A 15,526-nucleotide genomic window follows, 5' to 3' on the forward strand; every position below is an offset into this window, starting at 1 on the left:
GCCATGACCATGCCGCCGGCCGCGCGTCGGGTTTTCGACCTGCTGCGCCATGGCCTTGGCGCACCGCTGATCGTGCTGGCCCTGCTGGCGATGGTGGTGGTGCCGCTGCCGGCACCGGTGCTCGATGCCCTTTTCACCTTCAACATCGCCATCTCGCTGATGGTCCTGCTGGCCGTGGTCAACGTCAAACGTCCGCTGGACTTCACCATCTTCCCGATCGTGCTGCTGATCACCACGATGCTGCGCCTGGCCCTGAACGTGGCCTCCACCCGCGTGATCCTGATGAACGGCCAGGACGGCCACGAGGCCGCCGGCAAGGTGATCGCCGCCTTCGGCGAGTTCGTCATCGGCGGCGACTACGCGGTGGGCATCGTGGTGTTCGCGATCCTGACCATCATCAACTTCGTGGTCATCACCAAGGGTGCCGGCCGCGTCTCCGAAGTGTCGGCACGCTTCATCCTCGATGCGATGCCCGGCAAGCAGATGGCCATCGATGCCGACCTCAATGCCGGCCTGCTGACCCGCGAGGAAGCCAAGGCCCGGCGCGAGGAAGTGCGCGAGGAAGCCGACTTCTACGGTGCGATGGACGGTGCCAACAAGTTCATCCGCGGCGACGCCATCGCCGCCATCCTGATCCTGTTCATCAACCTGGTCGGTGGCCTGGCCATCGGCGTGATGGTGCACGGCATGCCGGTCGGCCAGGCCGCCGCCACCTACACCCTGCTGACCATCGGTGACGGTCTGGTCAGCCAGCTGCCGGCGCTGCTGGTCTCCGCCGCAGTGGCCATGCTGGTCACCCGTGCCTCGCGTGCCCAGGACATGGGCAAGTCGATGGTCGGCCAGGTCTTCGGCCAGCACCGCGCCCTGGCCGTGGCGGCCGGCATCATGGGCCTGGTCGGCCTGATCCCGGGCATGCCCAACCTGGCCTTTTTGACCATTGCCGCCATCCTCGGCGGCCTGGCCTGGCTGATGTACAAGCGCAGCCTGGAAACGGCGCAGGGCGGTGACCACCACATCGGCGATGTCGGCGTGGCCGGCGGCAGCCCGAGCGCACTGCTGGAAAATGACGGCCGCCCCTCGCCCACGGCCGAACTGAGCTGGGACGAGCTGCGCCCGGTCGATCCGCTCGGCCTGGAAGTGGGCTACCGCCTGATCCCGCTGGTGGACAAGAACCAGAGCGGCGAGCTGATGGCCCGCATCAAGGGCGTGCGCCGCAAGCTGACCCAGGACCTGGGTTTCCTGGTGCCGCCGGTGCACATCCGCGACAACCTGGAGCTGGCCCCCAACGCCTACCGTCTGCTGGTCCACGGCGTGGCCGTGGCCGGTGCCGACATCCATCCGGACCGCGAACTGGCCCTGGATCCGGGCGGCGCGCTGGGCCCGATCGACGGCCTGGCCGGCAAGGACCCGGCCTTCGGCCTGGATGCCACCTGGATCCTGCCCGGCGCCCGCGCCCAGGCCGAAGCGTTGGGCTACACCGTGGTCGATCCGGCCACCGTAGTGGCCACCCACCTGTCGCACCTGATCGCCGAACACGCCCCGGAACTGCTCGGCCACGAGGAAGTGCAGCAGCTGCTGGCCACCCTGGCCAAGTCCGCGCCCAAGCTGGTGGAAGACCTCACCCCCAAGTCGCTGTCCCTGCCGGTGGTGGCGCGCGTGCTGCAGAACCTGCTGGGCGAACGCATCGCCCTGCGCCAGCTGCGCAAGATCGTCGAATCGCTGGTGGAAAACGCCCCGCACACCCAGGACCCGGCCCTGCTCACCGCCGCCGTGCGCACCGCACTGGGCCGTTTCATCGTGCAGGAAATCGCCGGCAATACGCCGGAGCTGCCGGTCTACACGCTCAACCCGCAATTGGAACGCGTCTTGCAGGACTCCATGCAGGGCAACGGCGCTGCGCTGGAACCCGGCCTGGCAGAGCGTCTGCACCAGAGCCTGGCCGATGCAGTGGCCAAGCAGGAAGCGCGCAACGAGCCGTCGGTACTGCTGGTACCGGCACCGGTACGCCAGGCCCTGGCCCGCATGGTCCGCCACAGCGTGCCGCAGCTTTCCGTGCTGGCCTACAACGAAGTACCCGAAGACAAACGCCTGAAGCTGGTCGGTTCGATCAGCTGATGTGACACCCCACCGGCGCGGTGCGTCGGAAACCTGACACCCCTCCACATCCATCCTGGTACCTAGACATGAAGATCAAACGTTTCGTCGCAGCGGATATGCGCAGCGCCATGAACCTGGTGCGCCGGGAGCATGGTCCGGAAGCGGTCATCCTTTCCAACCGCCGCGTCGAGAACGGGGTGGAGATCGTTGCCGCCGCCAACTACGACGAATCGGCCGTGCAGCAGGCGCTGCAGGCCAGCCAGCCGGCCGCGCCGAGCAAGCCGCGCAGCGCCGCCGAAGCGGTGATCGCCGCGATCACCCGCCGCCGCAAGCCGGAAGCGGCCAAGCCGGAAGTGCCGATGACCACCTCCAGCGTGGCCGCCATTGCACGTGCGGCAGTCGGTGCCAGCGGCCGCGACCTGCCGCCGCCGAGCATCCCGGAAGCGGCCATGCCGGCCTTCCTGCACAACGCTCCGGTAGTGGTCGATCCGGCCATGCCGGTCAGCGCGCCGGCCGTAACGGCCACCCCGCGCCCGGCCCCGGTGGCGCGTGCCCAGTTCCGTATCGACCCGCCGCTGAGCGAGGACGAAACCCTGCCGATGCGTGGCTTCAGCCCGGCCCAGCCGGTGACCTGGAGCGACCCGGCGCCGGCCCCGGAGGTGGCCTTCGCACCCGCCCGTGCAGCCGCACAGGCCGCCATCAGCGACGAGGTCATGACCGTGGCCGCACCGGCTGCGGTGGCCAGCGTGGCCGCCACGCCGGCATCGACCACCCCGAGCCTGAGCCTGGTGGAAGGCGGTGTTGCCGCCGACACCCCTCAGCTCAGTGCCCTGCGCGAGGAGATGGCCGGCATGCGCCTGCTGATCGAACGCGAGATGGCCCGCTTCACCGATGAACGCCTGCGTGGCAACCCGGTCCGGGCCAAGGCTCTGGACCTGATGGACGAATACGGCCTGGATGCCGGCCTGGCCCGCGATGTGGCCAGCCAGATTCCCGGCGATACCGATCCGGCGCGTGCGCGTGGGCTGATGCTGGGGCTGATCTCGCGCAAGCTGCCGATCGCCACCGAAGACCCGATCCGCAATGGCGGGGTGATTGCCCTGGTCGGCCCCACCGGCGCCGGCAAGACCACCACCATCGCCAAGCTGGCCGCCCGCTTTGCCAGCGAGCACGCCGCGCGTGACATCGCCCTGGTCACCACCGACACCCGCCGCATCGGCGCGCGCGAACAGCTGTACGGCTTCGGCCGCCAGCTCGGCATCGCCGTGCACGAGGCCGAGAACGGTTCGGACCTGAGCCAGCTGCTGCAGCGCCTGTCCGATTACAAGCTGGTGCTGATCGACACCGCCGGCCTGGGCCAGCGCGACCGTGGCCTGGTGGCCCAGTTGCAGTGGCTGCGCGCGGCCGGACAGATCCGCACCCTGCTCACCCTGCCGGCCAACCTGGGCTTCCAGGACATGGACGAGGTGGTGCGCCGCTTCGCCCCGGCGCGTCCGGAAGGCCTGGTGCTGACCAAGCTGGATGAAACCGGCCGCTTCGGTGCCGCCCTGTCGGTGGCGGTGGATCACCAGCTGCCGATCACCTGGGTGGCCGATGGCCAGGAAGTGCCCTGCGACCTGCAGCGCGCCAGCGCCGCCAACCTGGTGCTGCGCCTTGAAGATCTGCGCCGCGCGGCCGATATGCCCCCTGCCCAGGAGCCCGAACATGCCATTGCGTGATCCCTACAAACCCGCTGCGCGTACGCCTGCGCCTGCGCGCATGCCGGCAGCACGTCCGGGCCCGGTGCGCACCATTGCCATCACCGGTGGCAAGGGCGGCGTGGGCAAGTCCACCCTGGCGGTGAACCTGGCCGTGGCCCTGGGCGGGCTGGGCCAGCGCACCCTGCTGCTGGACGCCGACCTGGGCCTGGCCAATGTGGATGTGCTGCTCGGCCTGCAGCCGCGCGCCACCCTGGCCGAACTGATTGCCGGCCGTTGTGGCATCGAGGACATCCTGATCGAAGGCCCCGACGGCATCCTGGTGGTACCTGCCGCCTCGGGCCGGCGCAGCATGGCCCAGCTGAGCACCGCCGAACACATCGGCCTGGTCAACGTGGTGTCCTCGCTGGAGAACGCGCTGGACGTGCTGGTGGTGGACACCGCCGCCGGCTTGAATGACAGCGTGCTGACCTTCTGCCAGGCCAGCCAGGAAGTGGTGCTGGTGGTGTGCGACGAGCCGGCCTCGATCACCGATGCCTATGCCCTGATCAAGGTGCTGGCGCGCGAACGCGGCGTGGCCCGCGTGCACGTGGTGGCCAACATGGTGCGCGACGGCAACGAAGGCCGCAGCCTGTACAACAAGCTGGTGCGGGTGTGCGAGCGCTTTTTGGCCGACATCTCGCTCAACCACCTCGGCTCGATTCCGCACGATGACTGGCTGCGCCTGGCCGTGCAGCGCCAGCAACCGGTGGTCAAGGCCTATCCGGCCAGCCCGTCGGCACGTGCGATCAGCGAGATCGCCGCCCAGACCGCGCGCTGGCAGGCCCCCATCGCCGGCCGTGGCGGGGTCGAATTCTTCTTTGAACGTCTGCTCACCCGGGGGGTGCCTGCATGAACGCCGTCGCGCAGTATCGTCAGGTGCAACGCCCGTCTGCTGCTGAGTGCGTTACCACCCATGCCGACCTGGTCCGGCGCATTGCCCATCACCTGGCCGCACGCCTGCCGGCCAGCGTCGAGGTCGATGACCTGGTCCAGGCCGGGATGATGGGGCTGATCGAGGCCTCGCGCAGCTACGACGCCGACCAGGGCGCCTCGTTCGAGACCTATGCCTCCATCCGCATCCGCGGCTCGATGATCGACGAGATCCGCCGTGGTGACTGGGTGCCGCGCTCGGTCCACCGCCGTGCCCGCGAGGCCGCCGGCATCATCCGCAAACTGGAACAGGGCAGTGGCCGGGCGGCCAGCGCCACCGAAGTGGCCGCGGCCATGGACATGCCGCTGACCGACTACCTGCGGGTGATGGAAGACGCCGCCCGTGGCCAGGTACTGAGCCTGGAGTCGCGCATCGAGGACCAGGGCGAGCTGGATACGCCGGTCAACGGCGGGCCGACCCCGGTGCAGGTGTTCGAGCGCGGCGAGTTCGGCCGCGAGCTGGCGCGTGCCATCAGTGGCCTGCCCGAGCGCGAGCAGCTGGTGCTCTCGCTGTACTACGAGCAGGAAATGAACCTGAAAGAAATTGGCGCTGTGCTGGGCGTCAGCGAATCACGCGTGTGCCAGATCCATGGCCAGGCCGTGGTCCGCCTGCGCGGCCGCCTGAAGACCTTCGAAGCGGCTGACGCCGGCTTGGAAAACTGACGTAATTTTCGAGGAACACCTACGTGGACAAGAACATCCGAATCCTGATCGTCGATGATTTCTCGACGATGCGCCGCATCGTCAAGAACCTGCTGGCCGACCTCGGGTTCACCAACACCGCCGAGGCCGAAGATGGCAGCGGTGCGTTGAACATGCTGCGCAACGAGGCCTTCGACTTCGTGGTCACCGACTGGAACATGCCGGTGATGACCGGCATCGAGCTGCTCAAGGCGATCCGTGCCGATGACAAGCTCAAGCACCTGCCGGTGCTGATGGTCACTGCCGAAGCCAAGCGCGAGCAGATCATCGAGGCCGCCCAGAGCGGGGTCAACGGCTACATCATCAAGCCGTTCACCGCACAGACCCTGGAAGAGAAGCTGGGCAAGATCTTCGAACGTCTGGCCACGAGCGCCTGAGGAGGCCGTGATGGATCGCAGCGAACTCATCGCCCACCTCAGTGAAGCGCTGGCTGCCCTGGAAGCCGGCGATGAGGCGCACTGCAGGCAGCACCTGCAGGCGGTCAGTCAGGAACACAACGGGGCACTGCTGCAGAGCCTGTCCCGCCTGGCCCGCGAACTGGGCCAGGCCCTGGGCGAACTGCCCACCGTGCCCAGCCAGGCCGGCGAGCTGGATGATGCCTGCGCGCGTCTGGACCACGTGGTGGAGATGACCGAACAGGCCACCCACCGCACCCTGGACCTGGCCGAGCAGTGCCGCGGCCTGGTCAGCGGCATGCAGTCCTCCGGCCTGGTGGACAGCCAGAGCGATGTGCTGGATGTGATCCGCCACAACCTCACCGAAATTGCCCTGACCCAGAGCTACCAGGACATCACCGGGCAGATCATCCGCCGTGTCGCCGGCATCGTGCGCAGCGTGCACGAGGGTCTGGCCGAACTGGACCTGCTGCCGGCCCAGGCCCCTGCCCCGGCCGCCGATGCGCTGGCCGGCCCGGCCCTGGCCGGGCTGGACAACCACGCCGTCAGCCAGGTCGATGCTGACGACCTTCTTTCCGACCTGGGCCTGTGAGCATGGTCAACGACGATATCGCCGCCGATTTCATCATCGAGGCACAGGAAATCCTGGACCGCCTCGGTGAGCAGCTGGTTGACCTGGAACAGGCACCGGCGAACACCGAACAACTCAATGCCGTGTTCCGCGGCTTCCACACCCTCAAGGGCGGTGCTGGTTTTCTGGCCATCACCGCCATGGTCGAGCTGTGCCACGCGGCCGAAGAAGCGCTGGGTCTGGCCCGTTCCGGCCAGGCCAGCCTGCAGGCGCGTCACTTCGATGCGGCCCAGCAATCGCTGGACTGGCTGCAGGCCATGCTCGACGCGGTCTCGGCCGGCCAGCCGGCCCAGCCCGCACCGCCGGAGCTGATCGCCCGCTTTGACATGAGCGATGCGCCGCCGGCCGCCGCACCGGCTGCCGTGGCGCCGCCGGCAACGCCTGCACCGCAGGCAGGCAACAGCACGCCGGCTGCGGCCAGCAGCGCCGTGCCGGCCAGCCCGGCACCGGCCGCCAGCCCCAAGGCGGCCGCGCCACGCAACAACAGCGAGGCCGAGCACACCGTGCGCGTGGACACCAAGCGCCTGGATGCCATCGTCAACCTGACCGGCGAGCTGGTGCTGGCCCGCAACCGCCTGAAGAACCTGCGCACGCGGCTGAAGGACGAAGAATTCGAGCGCGCCGTGTCCAGCCTGGACCTGGCCACCGCCCGCCTGCAAAGCGCGGTGATGCGCACCCGCATGCAGCCGGTGGGCAAGGTGTTCTCGCGCTTCAACAAGCTGGCCCGCGATGTGGCCCGCTCGCTGTCCAAGGAAGTGGAGCTGGAGATCATCGGTGCCGACACCGAACTGGACCGCAACCTGGTCGAGGCCCTGGCCGACCCGCTGGTGCACCTGGTGCGCAATGCCATCGACCACGGGGTGGAAACCCCCGAGCTGCGCGAAGCCACCGGCAAGCCGCGCAGTGGCAACGTGCGCCTGTCGGCACAGCAGGAAGGCGACTTTGTCAGCATCGAAGTCAATGACGACGGGGCCGGCATCGACCCGGAACGGCTGCGCACCAAGGCCCGCGAGAAGGGCCTGATCGAGGCCGAGGCCGCTGCCCGCCTGAGCAGCGAGGAATGCCTGCAGCTGATCTTCCTGCCCGGCTTTTCGACCAAGCAGGCAGTCACCGACATTTCCGGCCGCGGCGTGGGCATGGACGTGGTCCAGTCGCGCATCCGCGAGCTGTCCGGACAGATCCAGATCCAGAGCGAACTGGGCCGTGGCAGCCGCTTCTTGATCCGCGTACCGCTGACCCTGGCCATCCTGCCGACCCTGCTGATTGCCGCCGGCGAGGATGTGTACGCCCTGCCGCTGGCCCGCGTGGTGGAGGTGCTGCATGCCCCGGCAGCGACCCTGCGCTGGTTCGATGGCCGCCTGATCCTGGACCGCCGCCACACCACCCTGCCGCTGGTGGACCTGCGCCGCTGGCTGGGCATCACGCCCGAGGATGGCGCCCTGCTCACCGTGGTCCTGCTGCAGGCCGGCGAGGCGCGCTTCGGCCTGGTCGTGGACCAGGTGATCGGCCGCGAGGAAGTGGTGATCAAGCCCCTGCCCAAGGTCCTGCGCGGCCTGCCCGGCTATGCCGGCGCCACCCTGATCGGTGATGGGCGCATGGCCCTGATCCTGGATGTGGACGGCATGCGCAGCAGCGCGGCCTGAAACCCTCAAGAAACCCCTCATTCGTGCCGATACCAGCCCCATGGACAGACTCAGCATCATTGGACTTTTCCTCGCCCTGGCCTCGCTGGTGGGTGGCAGCATCCTCAAGGGTGCCGGCCTTGCCGCCCTGTGGTCGCCGGCCGCCTTCGTCATCGTCTTCGTCGGCACTGCCGCCTGCATCCTGGTGCACACCGCACCGGCGGTGTTCAAGCGCGCGCTGAAGATTGCCAGCTGGGTGATCCACCCGCCGGTCTCCAACCGCCAGCAGCTGCTGGAAGAGATCGTGGAATGGTCCAACCTGGCCCGCCGCTCCGGCCTGCTCGGCCTGGAGACCATGGTGGACCAGCAGAGCGATCCGTTTGCACGCAAGGGCCTGCAACTGCTGGTCGACGGCGTGGAGCCGGACAGCATCCGCCACATGCTGGAAATCGACCTGAGCGGCCAGGAAGACCGTGACCTGGCGGCAGCCAAGGTCTACGAGGGCATGGGCATTTATTCGCCGACCATGGGCATTGTCGGCGCGGTGCTCGGCCTGATCGCGGTGATGAAGAACCTGGATGACCCGTCCAAGCTCGGCCACGGCATCTCGGCTGCCTTCACCGCCACCATCTATGGCATCGGCGCGGCCAACCTGGTGCTGCTGCCGATGGCCAACAAGCTCAAGAGCGTGATCGGCCAGAACAGCCGTGACCGCGAAATGCTGATCGAAGGCCTGATCGCCATCGCCCAGGGCGAGAACCCGCGCAACATCGAAACCCAACTGTCCGGCTACCTGGATTGAGTGCTGATGGGCCGCAAGAAGAAACACGAAGAACACGCCAACCATGAAGCATGGGCCATCCCCTATGCCGATTTGCTGACGCTGCTGCTGGCCTTCTTTGTGGTCATGTATGCCATTTCCTCCCGCGATGCCGGCAAGTACCGGGTCATGGCCGATGCGATGGTGACCGCCTTCGGCGGCACCCCGCGCACCATCACCCAGGTCCAGGTGGGCAACACCCAGCTGCAGGGCGCGGCCAGTGACAACGCCTCGGCCATCACCGCACCGACCGTGGCCGGCAACCGCGCCAAGGACACGGCCCAGCTGTCGGCCATGCGCCAGCCCATCTCCTTCCGCGATACCGCCAGCCTGGAATCGGCCGCGCGTCAGCTGCAGACCATTTCCGAGCGCATCAACCGTGCCCTGGCACCGCTGATCGACAAGGGCATGATCACCGTGCGCCGCACCGAGCTGTGGATCGAGGTGGAGATCAACTCGGACATCCTGTTCCCGCCGGCATCGGCGCGCCTGGATCCTGTCGCCCAGGACACCCTGGGCACCCTGGCCGATGTGCTGGCCGATGTACCCAACGGCTTGCGCGTGGAAGGCCATACCGATTCCATGCCCATTGCCACCGCGCAGTTCCCCTCCAACTGGGAACTGTCGGCCGCACGTGCGGCCAGCGTGGTCCATCTGTTCGCGCGCCAGGGCATCGCCCCGACCCGTCTGGCCATGGTTGGCTATGGCGAGTTCCGCCCACGCGAGGACAACACCGACAGTGACGGGCGCAACCGCAACCGTCGGGTGATGGTGGTGATCCTGGCCGACTCGCAGAGCCCGATCGATGCACTGGGCGAGCAGTTGCTCAGCCAGCAGACGCCCGCACCGCTACCGGCAGAAGCAGCCGCGCAGGACGATGCCGCAGCACTGGCGGCCCGGCACGACAACGCCCACGTCATGCCGGCGCTGGGCCATGACCCTTCCACCCGCCAGGCCCAACCGGTCAGCCTGGGCAAGCTGGGAGCACTGTGATGCAGATCTGGGCAGTGGCCAACCAGAAAGGTGGCGTCGGCAAGACCACCACCACCCTGGCCCTGGGCCGGGCACTGTGCCTGCGCAACAAGCGGGTGCTGCTGATCGACCTGGATCCGCACGCCTCGCTGACCCGCGCCTTCGGTGTGGATGAATTCCCGCCACCGAGCGGGGTGATGGAGCTGTTTGCCGACACCCCGGCCGCCCTGCATGCCCTGGCCCGCCACAGCCAGCTGCCCGGCCTGCACTACGTCTGTGCGCAGCCGGCACTGGCCACCCTGGAACGCCGCAGTGCCAGCGCGCCGGGCCTGGGCCTGGCCCTGCAGAAGGCGCTCAAGGACCCGGCCCTGGGCTATGACCACGTGCTGATGGACTGTGCCCCGCAGCTGGGCCTGCTGATGATCAATGCCCTGGCCGCGGCCGACCGCGTGGTGATCCCGACCCAGACCGAGCCGCTGGCCCTGCACGGCCTGGAAGGGATGGTGCGCACCGCGGCCATGGTGGAGAAATCACGCAGCCGCCCGCTGCCGGTGTCCATCGTGCCGACACTGCATGACCGCCGCACCCGTGCCGGCATGGAAAGCCTGCACACCATGCAGAAGCGCCATGGCGCCCTGGTCTGGGAAGACGCCGTGGCCCTGGATACCAAGCTCAGCAGCCCGGCCCTGCTGACCCAGCCGGCCAGTTCCGATGCCTATCCCGGACGCGGCCTGTCGGCCTACCGTCGGGTGCTGGAGTGGATCCTGGCCAGTGAGTTCGAACATTGCGGTGCCCTGCCATGACCGATGACCCCATCGACGATTACCTGCAGGCCCTGATCGGCCAGGCCACCGAAACGGCAGTGCCGGGCGATGTGGCCGCGGCATCGGCCAGCACGCCGCCCGCACAGACGGCCCTGCCCGGCCAACCCGGCGATGCCCTGCTGGCCGAGCTGGATGCGGCCTTTGACCAGGCCCGTGGCCAGTACGAACAGGCCCAGGCCAGCGCCCCGGCCGCCGACAGCGGCGATGCCCTGCTGGCCGAGCTGGATGCGGCCTTTGACCAGGCCCGTGGCCAGTACGAACAGGCCCAGACCAGTGCTCCGGCCGCCGACAGCGGCGATGCCCTGCTGGCTGAGCTGGATGCGGCTTTTGACCAGGCCCGTGGCCAGTACGAACAGGCCCAGGCCAGCGCCCCGGCCGCCGACAGCGGCGATGCCCTGCTGGCCGAGCTGGATGCCGCCTTTGACCAGGCCCGTGGCCAGTACGAACAGGCCCAGTCCATCGCCCCGGCCGCCGACAGTGGCGATGCCCTGCTGGCCGAGCTGGATGCCGCCTTCGACCAGGCCCGTGGCCAGTACGAACAGGCCCAGGCCAGTGCCCCGGCTGCCGACAGTGGCGATGCCCTGCTGGCCGAGCTGGATGCCGCCTTTGACCAGGCCCGTGGCCAGTACGAACAGAGCCAGCAGGTGCGGCCGGCCGCCGCGCCGGCCCGTGGCCGCATCCCACCGGCACCGTCGGGCCCGCCGGTGCTGGCCATGAACACCAGTACCGCACAGCCGGTATGGCAGGCCGCCGGCGCCGCCGCCCCGGCGCCACAGGTGCCGGGCCAGCGCCGCCGTGCCAGCGAGCGCAGCAGCCGTTGGCTGCGCCTGCGCTGCGGCCAGCAACCCTATGCCCTGGAGCTGCTCAAGGTGCAGGAAGTGGTGCTGCTGGCACCCCTGCTCTCGCTGCGCGGCACCGCACCGCACATGCTGGGCATCATGAACCTGCGCGGCCAGGTGGTCCCGGTCATGGACCTGGGCCTGTACCTGGGCAGCGAAGCGGTGCAGACCAGCGCGGCCACCCGCATCGTGGTACTGGAAAGCGAGGGCCAGAGCCTGGGCCTGCGCGTCAGCGCGGTGGATGATGTGGCCAGCCTGAGCGAATCGCAGATCGAACCGCCCGATACCGCACGCCTGTGCCGTTTCAGCAACCACCTGTTCCGCGGGGTGGCACGCCTGTCCGGGCCACCGATCATCCTGCTCGATGCCAATGCCCTGCTCAACTGACCCTAAAGCGGCCGCATTTGCGGCCGCTATCGCTTGCAGACCCGCTTGAATCTGCCGCCATGACCATCGTTGCGCTGCCCGCCGACCTGGGCATTGAATCTGCCACTGACCTGAAGCAACTGCTGCTGCCTGCCGTCCACGTTGATGCCGAGGTCCAGCTTGATGGCCTGGCCGTCAGCCGCCTGCACTGCGCCAGCCTGCAATTGCTGGCCGCCTTCGTGATGGCGCGCAGCCAGGGCAACCGCCCGACCCGTATCACCGCCAGCCAGACACTGACCCAGGCCCTGGGCCTGCTCGGCCTGGATGCGCTGCTGGACGATGCGACAACCACCTCCGTGCATTGATTGAGAAACCCAGATGAGCGCTCATATTCTTGTTGTTGATGATTCGGCCTCGATGCGACAGATGGTCGCCTTTGCCCTGTCCAGCGCCGGCTTCGCCGTAACCGAGGCCGAAGACGGCCAGGTTGCCCTGGACAAGGCCCGCGGCAGCCGCTTCAACGCCGTGGTCACCGACGTCAACATGCCCAATATGGACGGCATCAGCCTGATCCGCGAACTGCGCGGCCTGGCCGACTACCGCTTCACCCCGCTGTTGATGCTGACCACCGAATCGGCGGCCGACAAGAAGGCCGAAGGCAAGGCCGCCGGTGCCACCGGCTGGCTGGTCAAGCCGTTCAATCCCGAACAGCTGGTGGCCACCGTGCAGAAAGTCCTGGGCTGATTGCCCGCCCCACGCCCAGCCGATCCGAGGCCACGATGAATATCGACATGCAGCGTTTCCATGCCACCTTCTTCGCCGAGAGCCGTGAGGGGCTGGATGCGATGGAAGACGGGCTGCTGGCCCTGGAAGCCGGGCGCCAGGATGGCGAGACCATCCACTCGGTGTTCCGTGCCGCCCACTCGATCAAGGGCGGTGCGGCCACCTTCGGCTTCCAGACCATCGCCGATGTCACCCATGTACTGGAAACCCTGCTGGACGAACTGCGTGCCGGCCAGCGCGCCCTCAGCGCCGATGCCACCGAAGCCATGCTCGGCTCGGTGGACGTGCTGCGCGCCCTGCTCGGCGAGGCCGAACATGGCCTGGCTGCCGACCCGGCCCAGGTGCAGGCCATCCTCGGCCGCCTGCGCGCGGTGCTTGACCATGGCAACGCGTGCACTGCGACCACGACGGCAACGGCCCAGGCCAGCGCCAGTGGCTGGGACATCCACTTCCAGCCCGGGCCCGGCCTGTTCCTGAGCGGCAATGACCCGCTGCGCATCCTGCGCGAGCTGGCCGAGCTGGGCCCGCTGCAGGTCAGCGCCCGCCTGGACACGCTGCCGCCGCTGGCCGGGCTGGACCCGCTCAACGCCCATATCGGCTGGGACATCCAGCTGGATGCCGCCTGCCCGCAGGCTGCCGTGGCCGAAGTGTTCTCCTGGGTGGAGGACGAGTGCGACCTGCGCATCAGCCCACGCCAGCAGACCGCCGCCCCTGCCAACGACGCCGGCACGCCGGCGCCTGCTGCCGCCAACGCGCCGATGGCAGCTGCGGCCACGCCAGCGCCAGTCGCCGCCGCTGCCGCCCCGGCCGCGGCCCATGCCGAAGCGGAAAGCTCGATCCGGGTCAGCACCGACAAGGTCGATGCCCTGATCAACCTGGTCGGCGAGCTGGTCATCACCCAGGCCATGATCAAGCAGGTCTCCACCAGCATCGATGCGGTGCATGCCGAGAAGCTGCTGGCCGGGCTGGACCTGCTCGAGCGCAACACCCGTGACCTGCAGGAAGCAGTGATCAGCGTGCGCATGCTGCCGGTGGATGCGGTGTTCCGCCGCTTCCCGCGTCTGGTGCGTGACCTGTCCAGCCGCCTGGGCAAGCAGGTCACCCTGCGCACCCTGGGCGAAGGCACCGAACTGGACAAGGGCCTGATCGAGAAGATCGCCGATCCCTTGGTGCACCTGGTGCGCAACTCCATCGACCACGGCCTGGAGCTGCCCGAGGTACGCACTGCCGCCGGCAAGTCCGCCGCCGGCACCCTGACCCTGGCTGCATCGCACCAGGGCGGGCACATCGTGATCGAGGTCAGCGATGACGGCCGCGGCCTGGACCGCGAGCGCATCCTGGCCAAGGCCCGTGAGCGTGGCCTGGCCGTGCCCGACGCGCCCACCGACAGCCAGGTCTGGGACCTGATCTTCCAGCCCGGCTTTTCCACCGCCGATGCGGTGACCGACCTGTCCGGGCGCGGCGTGGGCATGGACGTGGTCCGCCGCAACATCCAGTCACTGGGTGGCGAGGTGCAGATCGACAGCCATGCCGGCCGCGGCACCCGTACCCTGATCCGGCTGCCGTTGACCCTGGCCATCCTGGACGGCATGACCGTGGCCAGCGCCGACCAGACCCTGATCCTGCCGCTGGCCTACGTGATCGAGGCACTGCAGCCGCAGGATGCCGACATCAACACCGTGGCCGGCGATGGCCGGGTGCTGCGGGTGCGCGGTGAATACCTGCCGGTGATCTCGCTGCGCGAGATCTATGGCTTTGACCAGCAGCAGGCGGCACACAACAAGCCGCTGGTGGTGGTGGTCGAATCCGATGGCCAGAAGCTGGCCCTGGAAGTGGACGAACTGGTCGGCCAGCAGCAGGTGGTGGTCAAGAACATCGAGCACAACTACCGTCGTATCGATGGCGTGTCCGGCGCTACCATCCTGGGCGATGGCCGGGTTGCGCTGATTGTCGACATCGGCGGCCTGGTCCGCCGTCAGCGCCTGCCCCAGGCTGCCTGACTCCCACCTCCCACCTGCCCGCATGTACGCCGACCACGTGGACAACCTCCAACAGCTCGACCACTGCCACCTCACCGAACCGGAACAGATCGGCAGCCTGCTGCAGGAGCTGTGCCGGCGGCAGGTGCCGATCAGCCTGCGTCTGGACAACAGTGACCTGTACAGCGCCAGCACCGTGCTGGCGGTGGACCTGCCCACGCAACGGCTGCAACTGGATGCCAGTGCCGCCCAGGCCGTCAATGCCTGCCTGGCGCGCGGCATGGCCGTGCACGTGCATGCGCAGCTGGACAAGGTCGATGTGCGCTTCATCCTGTCCGGCCTGGATGCCTCGCGTCTGGACCAGGACAACAGCTTCAGTGCGGCCTTCCCGGCCCGCTTGCTGCACATGCAGCGACGCGAGCTGTACCGCCTGAGCACCCCGCTCAGCCGCTGGCCCGAATGCCGGATCACCCTGGCCGACGAGGGCGAACGCCAGGTCAGCCTGCGTGTGGCCGACATCGGCCCCGGCGGCATGGCCCTGATCCACGACCTGGCACCCCAGCACCTGGGCATCGGCCAGAACCTGCAGCAGTGCCTGCTGCAGCTGCCGGACGGGCCGACGCTGAGCATCGACATCCGCATCTGCAACGACCGGCCCATCACCGGCAATGACGGCCGCACCCTGCGCCGTACCGGGGTTGCCTTCGACAACCTGGCCCACAGCACCCAGAACCACCTGTCGCGCTACATCTTTGCGCTGGACCGGATGCGCAACGCGCGCCGCCAGGGCAACACCTAAAGCTTTGCCCCAGCCCTGCCGATATCCG

Annotated in this window: 15 protein-coding genes; all 15 read left to right on the forward strand. The window is 68.4% G+C overall.

Going from position 1 to position 15,526, the window contains the following annotated elements:
* The first annotated feature begins 3 nt into the window (after positions 1-3).
* The 15 genes from flhA (at position 4) to ABB30_RS02675 (ending at position 15,498) form a co-directional block, all read left to right on the forward strand.
* Positions 4-2,115: a flagellar biosynthesis protein FlhA gene (gene flhA, locus ABB30_RS02605; protein WP_057636807.1), complete on the forward strand. Its 2,112-nt coding sequence runs from the start codon at positions 4-6 to the stop codon at positions 2,113-2,115.
* Positions 2,116-2,183: 68 nt separating this feature from the next.
* Positions 2,184-3,815: a flagellar biosynthesis GTPase FlhF gene (flhF, locus tag ABB30_RS02610; protein WP_057636748.1), complete on the forward strand. Its 1,632-nt coding sequence runs from the start codon at positions 2,184-2,186 to the stop codon at positions 3,813-3,815.
* 40 nt (positions 3,816-3,855) lie between these two features.
* Positions 3,856-4,689: a MinD/ParA family protein gene (locus ABB30_RS02615; RefSeq protein ID WP_057636749.1), complete on the forward strand. Its 834-nt coding sequence runs from the start codon at positions 3,856-3,858 to the stop codon at positions 4,687-4,689.
* Complete coding sequence (locus ABB30_RS02620; protein WP_057636750.1) at positions 4,686-5,429, forward strand: RNA polymerase sigma factor FliA; 744 nt, start codon at positions 4,686-4,688, stop codon at positions 5,427-5,429. Before ABB30_RS02615 ends, ABB30_RS02620 begins: the two co-directional genes overlap by 4 nt.
* A gap of 23 nt (positions 5,430-5,452) precedes the next feature.
* Entirely contained in the window at positions 5,453-5,845 is a 393-nt protein-coding gene (cheY, locus tag ABB30_RS02625) for a chemotaxis response regulator CheY (protein ID WP_057636751.1), read from the forward strand.
* A 10-nt stretch (positions 5,846-5,855) separates the two neighbouring features.
* Positions 5,856-6,455: a protein phosphatase CheZ gene (locus tag ABB30_RS02630; RefSeq protein WP_057636752.1), complete on the forward strand. Its 600-nt coding sequence runs from the start codon at positions 5,856-5,858 to the stop codon at positions 6,453-6,455.
* A complete protein-coding gene (locus ABB30_RS02635) occupies positions 6,452-8,137 on the forward strand; it encodes a chemotaxis protein CheA (RefSeq protein WP_057636753.1) in 1,686 nt (561 codons plus the stop codon). The genes ABB30_RS02630 and ABB30_RS02635 overlap by 4 nt, the downstream gene beginning before the upstream one ends.
* Before the next feature lie 40 nt (positions 8,138-8,177).
* Complete coding sequence (locus ABB30_RS02640) at positions 8,178-8,918, forward strand: flagellar motor protein (RefSeq protein WP_057636754.1); 741 nt, start codon at positions 8,178-8,180, stop codon at positions 8,916-8,918.
* Between the two features lie 3 nt (positions 8,919-8,921).
* On the forward strand, positions 8,922-9,929 hold the full coding sequence (motD, locus tag ABB30_RS02645; RefSeq protein WP_211263438.1) for a flagellar motor protein MotD: 1,008 nt from the start codon (positions 8,922-8,924) through the stop codon (positions 9,927-9,929).
* A complete protein-coding gene (locus ABB30_RS02650) occupies positions 9,929-10,711 on the forward strand; it encodes a ParA family protein (protein WP_057636755.1) in 783 nt (260 codons plus the stop codon). The genes motD and ABB30_RS02650 overlap by 1 nt, the downstream gene beginning before the upstream one ends.
* Positions 10,708-11,958, forward strand: a complete 1,251-nt coding sequence (locus tag ABB30_RS16725; RefSeq protein WP_057636756.1) for a chemotaxis protein CheW — start codon at positions 10,708-10,710, stop codon at positions 11,956-11,958. The genes ABB30_RS02650 and ABB30_RS16725 overlap by 4 nt, the downstream gene beginning before the upstream one ends.
* A 59-nt stretch (positions 11,959-12,017) precedes the next feature.
* Positions 12,018-12,302 carry an STAS domain-containing protein gene (locus tag ABB30_RS02660; RefSeq protein WP_057636757.1) on the forward strand — a complete coding sequence of 95 codons (285 nt, stop codon included), beginning with the start codon at positions 12,018-12,020 and terminating at the stop codon, positions 12,300-12,302.
* A gap of 13 nt (positions 12,303-12,315) precedes the next feature.
* On the forward strand, positions 12,316-12,681 hold the full coding sequence (locus ABB30_RS02665; RefSeq protein WP_057636758.1) for a response regulator: 366 nt from the start codon (positions 12,316-12,318) through the stop codon (positions 12,679-12,681).
* 35 nt (positions 12,682-12,716) lie between these two features.
* On the forward strand, positions 12,717-14,720 hold the full coding sequence (locus ABB30_RS02670; protein ID WP_057636759.1) for a chemotaxis protein CheA: 2,004 nt from the start codon (positions 12,717-12,719) through the stop codon (positions 14,718-14,720).
* 37 nt (positions 14,721-14,757) lie between these two features.
* Positions 14,758-15,498: a flagellar brake protein gene (locus ABB30_RS02675; protein ID WP_161808815.1), complete on the forward strand. Its 741-nt coding sequence runs from the start codon at positions 14,758-14,760 to the stop codon at positions 15,496-15,498.
* The last annotated feature ends 28 nt before the right edge of the window (positions 15,499-15,526 follow it).

This window comes from Stenotrophomonas ginsengisoli, assembly GCF_001431485.1.
GTDB classification, from domain to species: domain Bacteria; phylum Pseudomonadota; class Gammaproteobacteria; order Xanthomonadales; family Xanthomonadaceae; genus Stenotrophomonas; species Stenotrophomonas ginsengisoli.

Bases quoted from the DNA above. Each gene is read 5' to 3' on its own strand.
- flhA (WP_057636807.1), top strand. From the start codon at position 4: ATGACCATGCCGCCGGCCGCGCGTCGGGTTTTCGACCTGCTGCGCCAT.
- flhF (WP_057636748.1), top strand. From the start codon at position 2,184: ATGAAGATCAAACGTTTCGTCGCAGCGGATATGCGCAGCGCCATGAAC.
- ABB30_RS02615 (WP_057636749.1), top strand. From the start codon at position 3,856: ATGCCGGCAGCACGTCCGGGCCCGGTGCGCACCATTGCCATCACCGGT.
- ABB30_RS02620 (WP_057636750.1), top strand. From the start codon at position 4,686: ATGAACGCCGTCGCGCAGTATCGTCAGGTGCAACGCCCGTCTGCTGCT.
- ABB30_RS02630 (WP_057636752.1), top strand. From the start codon at position 5,856: ATGGATCGCAGCGAACTCATCGCCCACCTCAGTGAAGCGCTGGCTGCC.
- ABB30_RS02640 (WP_057636754.1), top strand. From the start codon at position 8,178: ATGGACAGACTCAGCATCATTGGACTTTTCCTCGCCCTGGCCTCGCTG.
- ABB30_RS02650 (WP_057636755.1), top strand. From the start codon at position 9,929: ATGCAGATCTGGGCAGTGGCCAACCAGAAAGGTGGCGTCGGCAAGACC.
- ABB30_RS16725 (WP_057636756.1), top strand. From the start codon at position 10,708: ATGACCGATGACCCCATCGACGATTACCTGCAGGCCCTGATCGGCCAG.
- ABB30_RS02660 (WP_057636757.1), top strand. From the start codon at position 12,018: ATGACCATCGTTGCGCTGCCCGCCGACCTGGGCATTGAATCTGCCACT.
- ABB30_RS02665 (WP_057636758.1), top strand. From the start codon at position 12,316: ATGAGCGCTCATATTCTTGTTGTTGATGATTCGGCCTCGATGCGACAG.
- ABB30_RS02670 (WP_057636759.1), top strand. From the start codon at position 12,717: ATGAATATCGACATGCAGCGTTTCCATGCCACCTTCTTCGCCGAGAGC.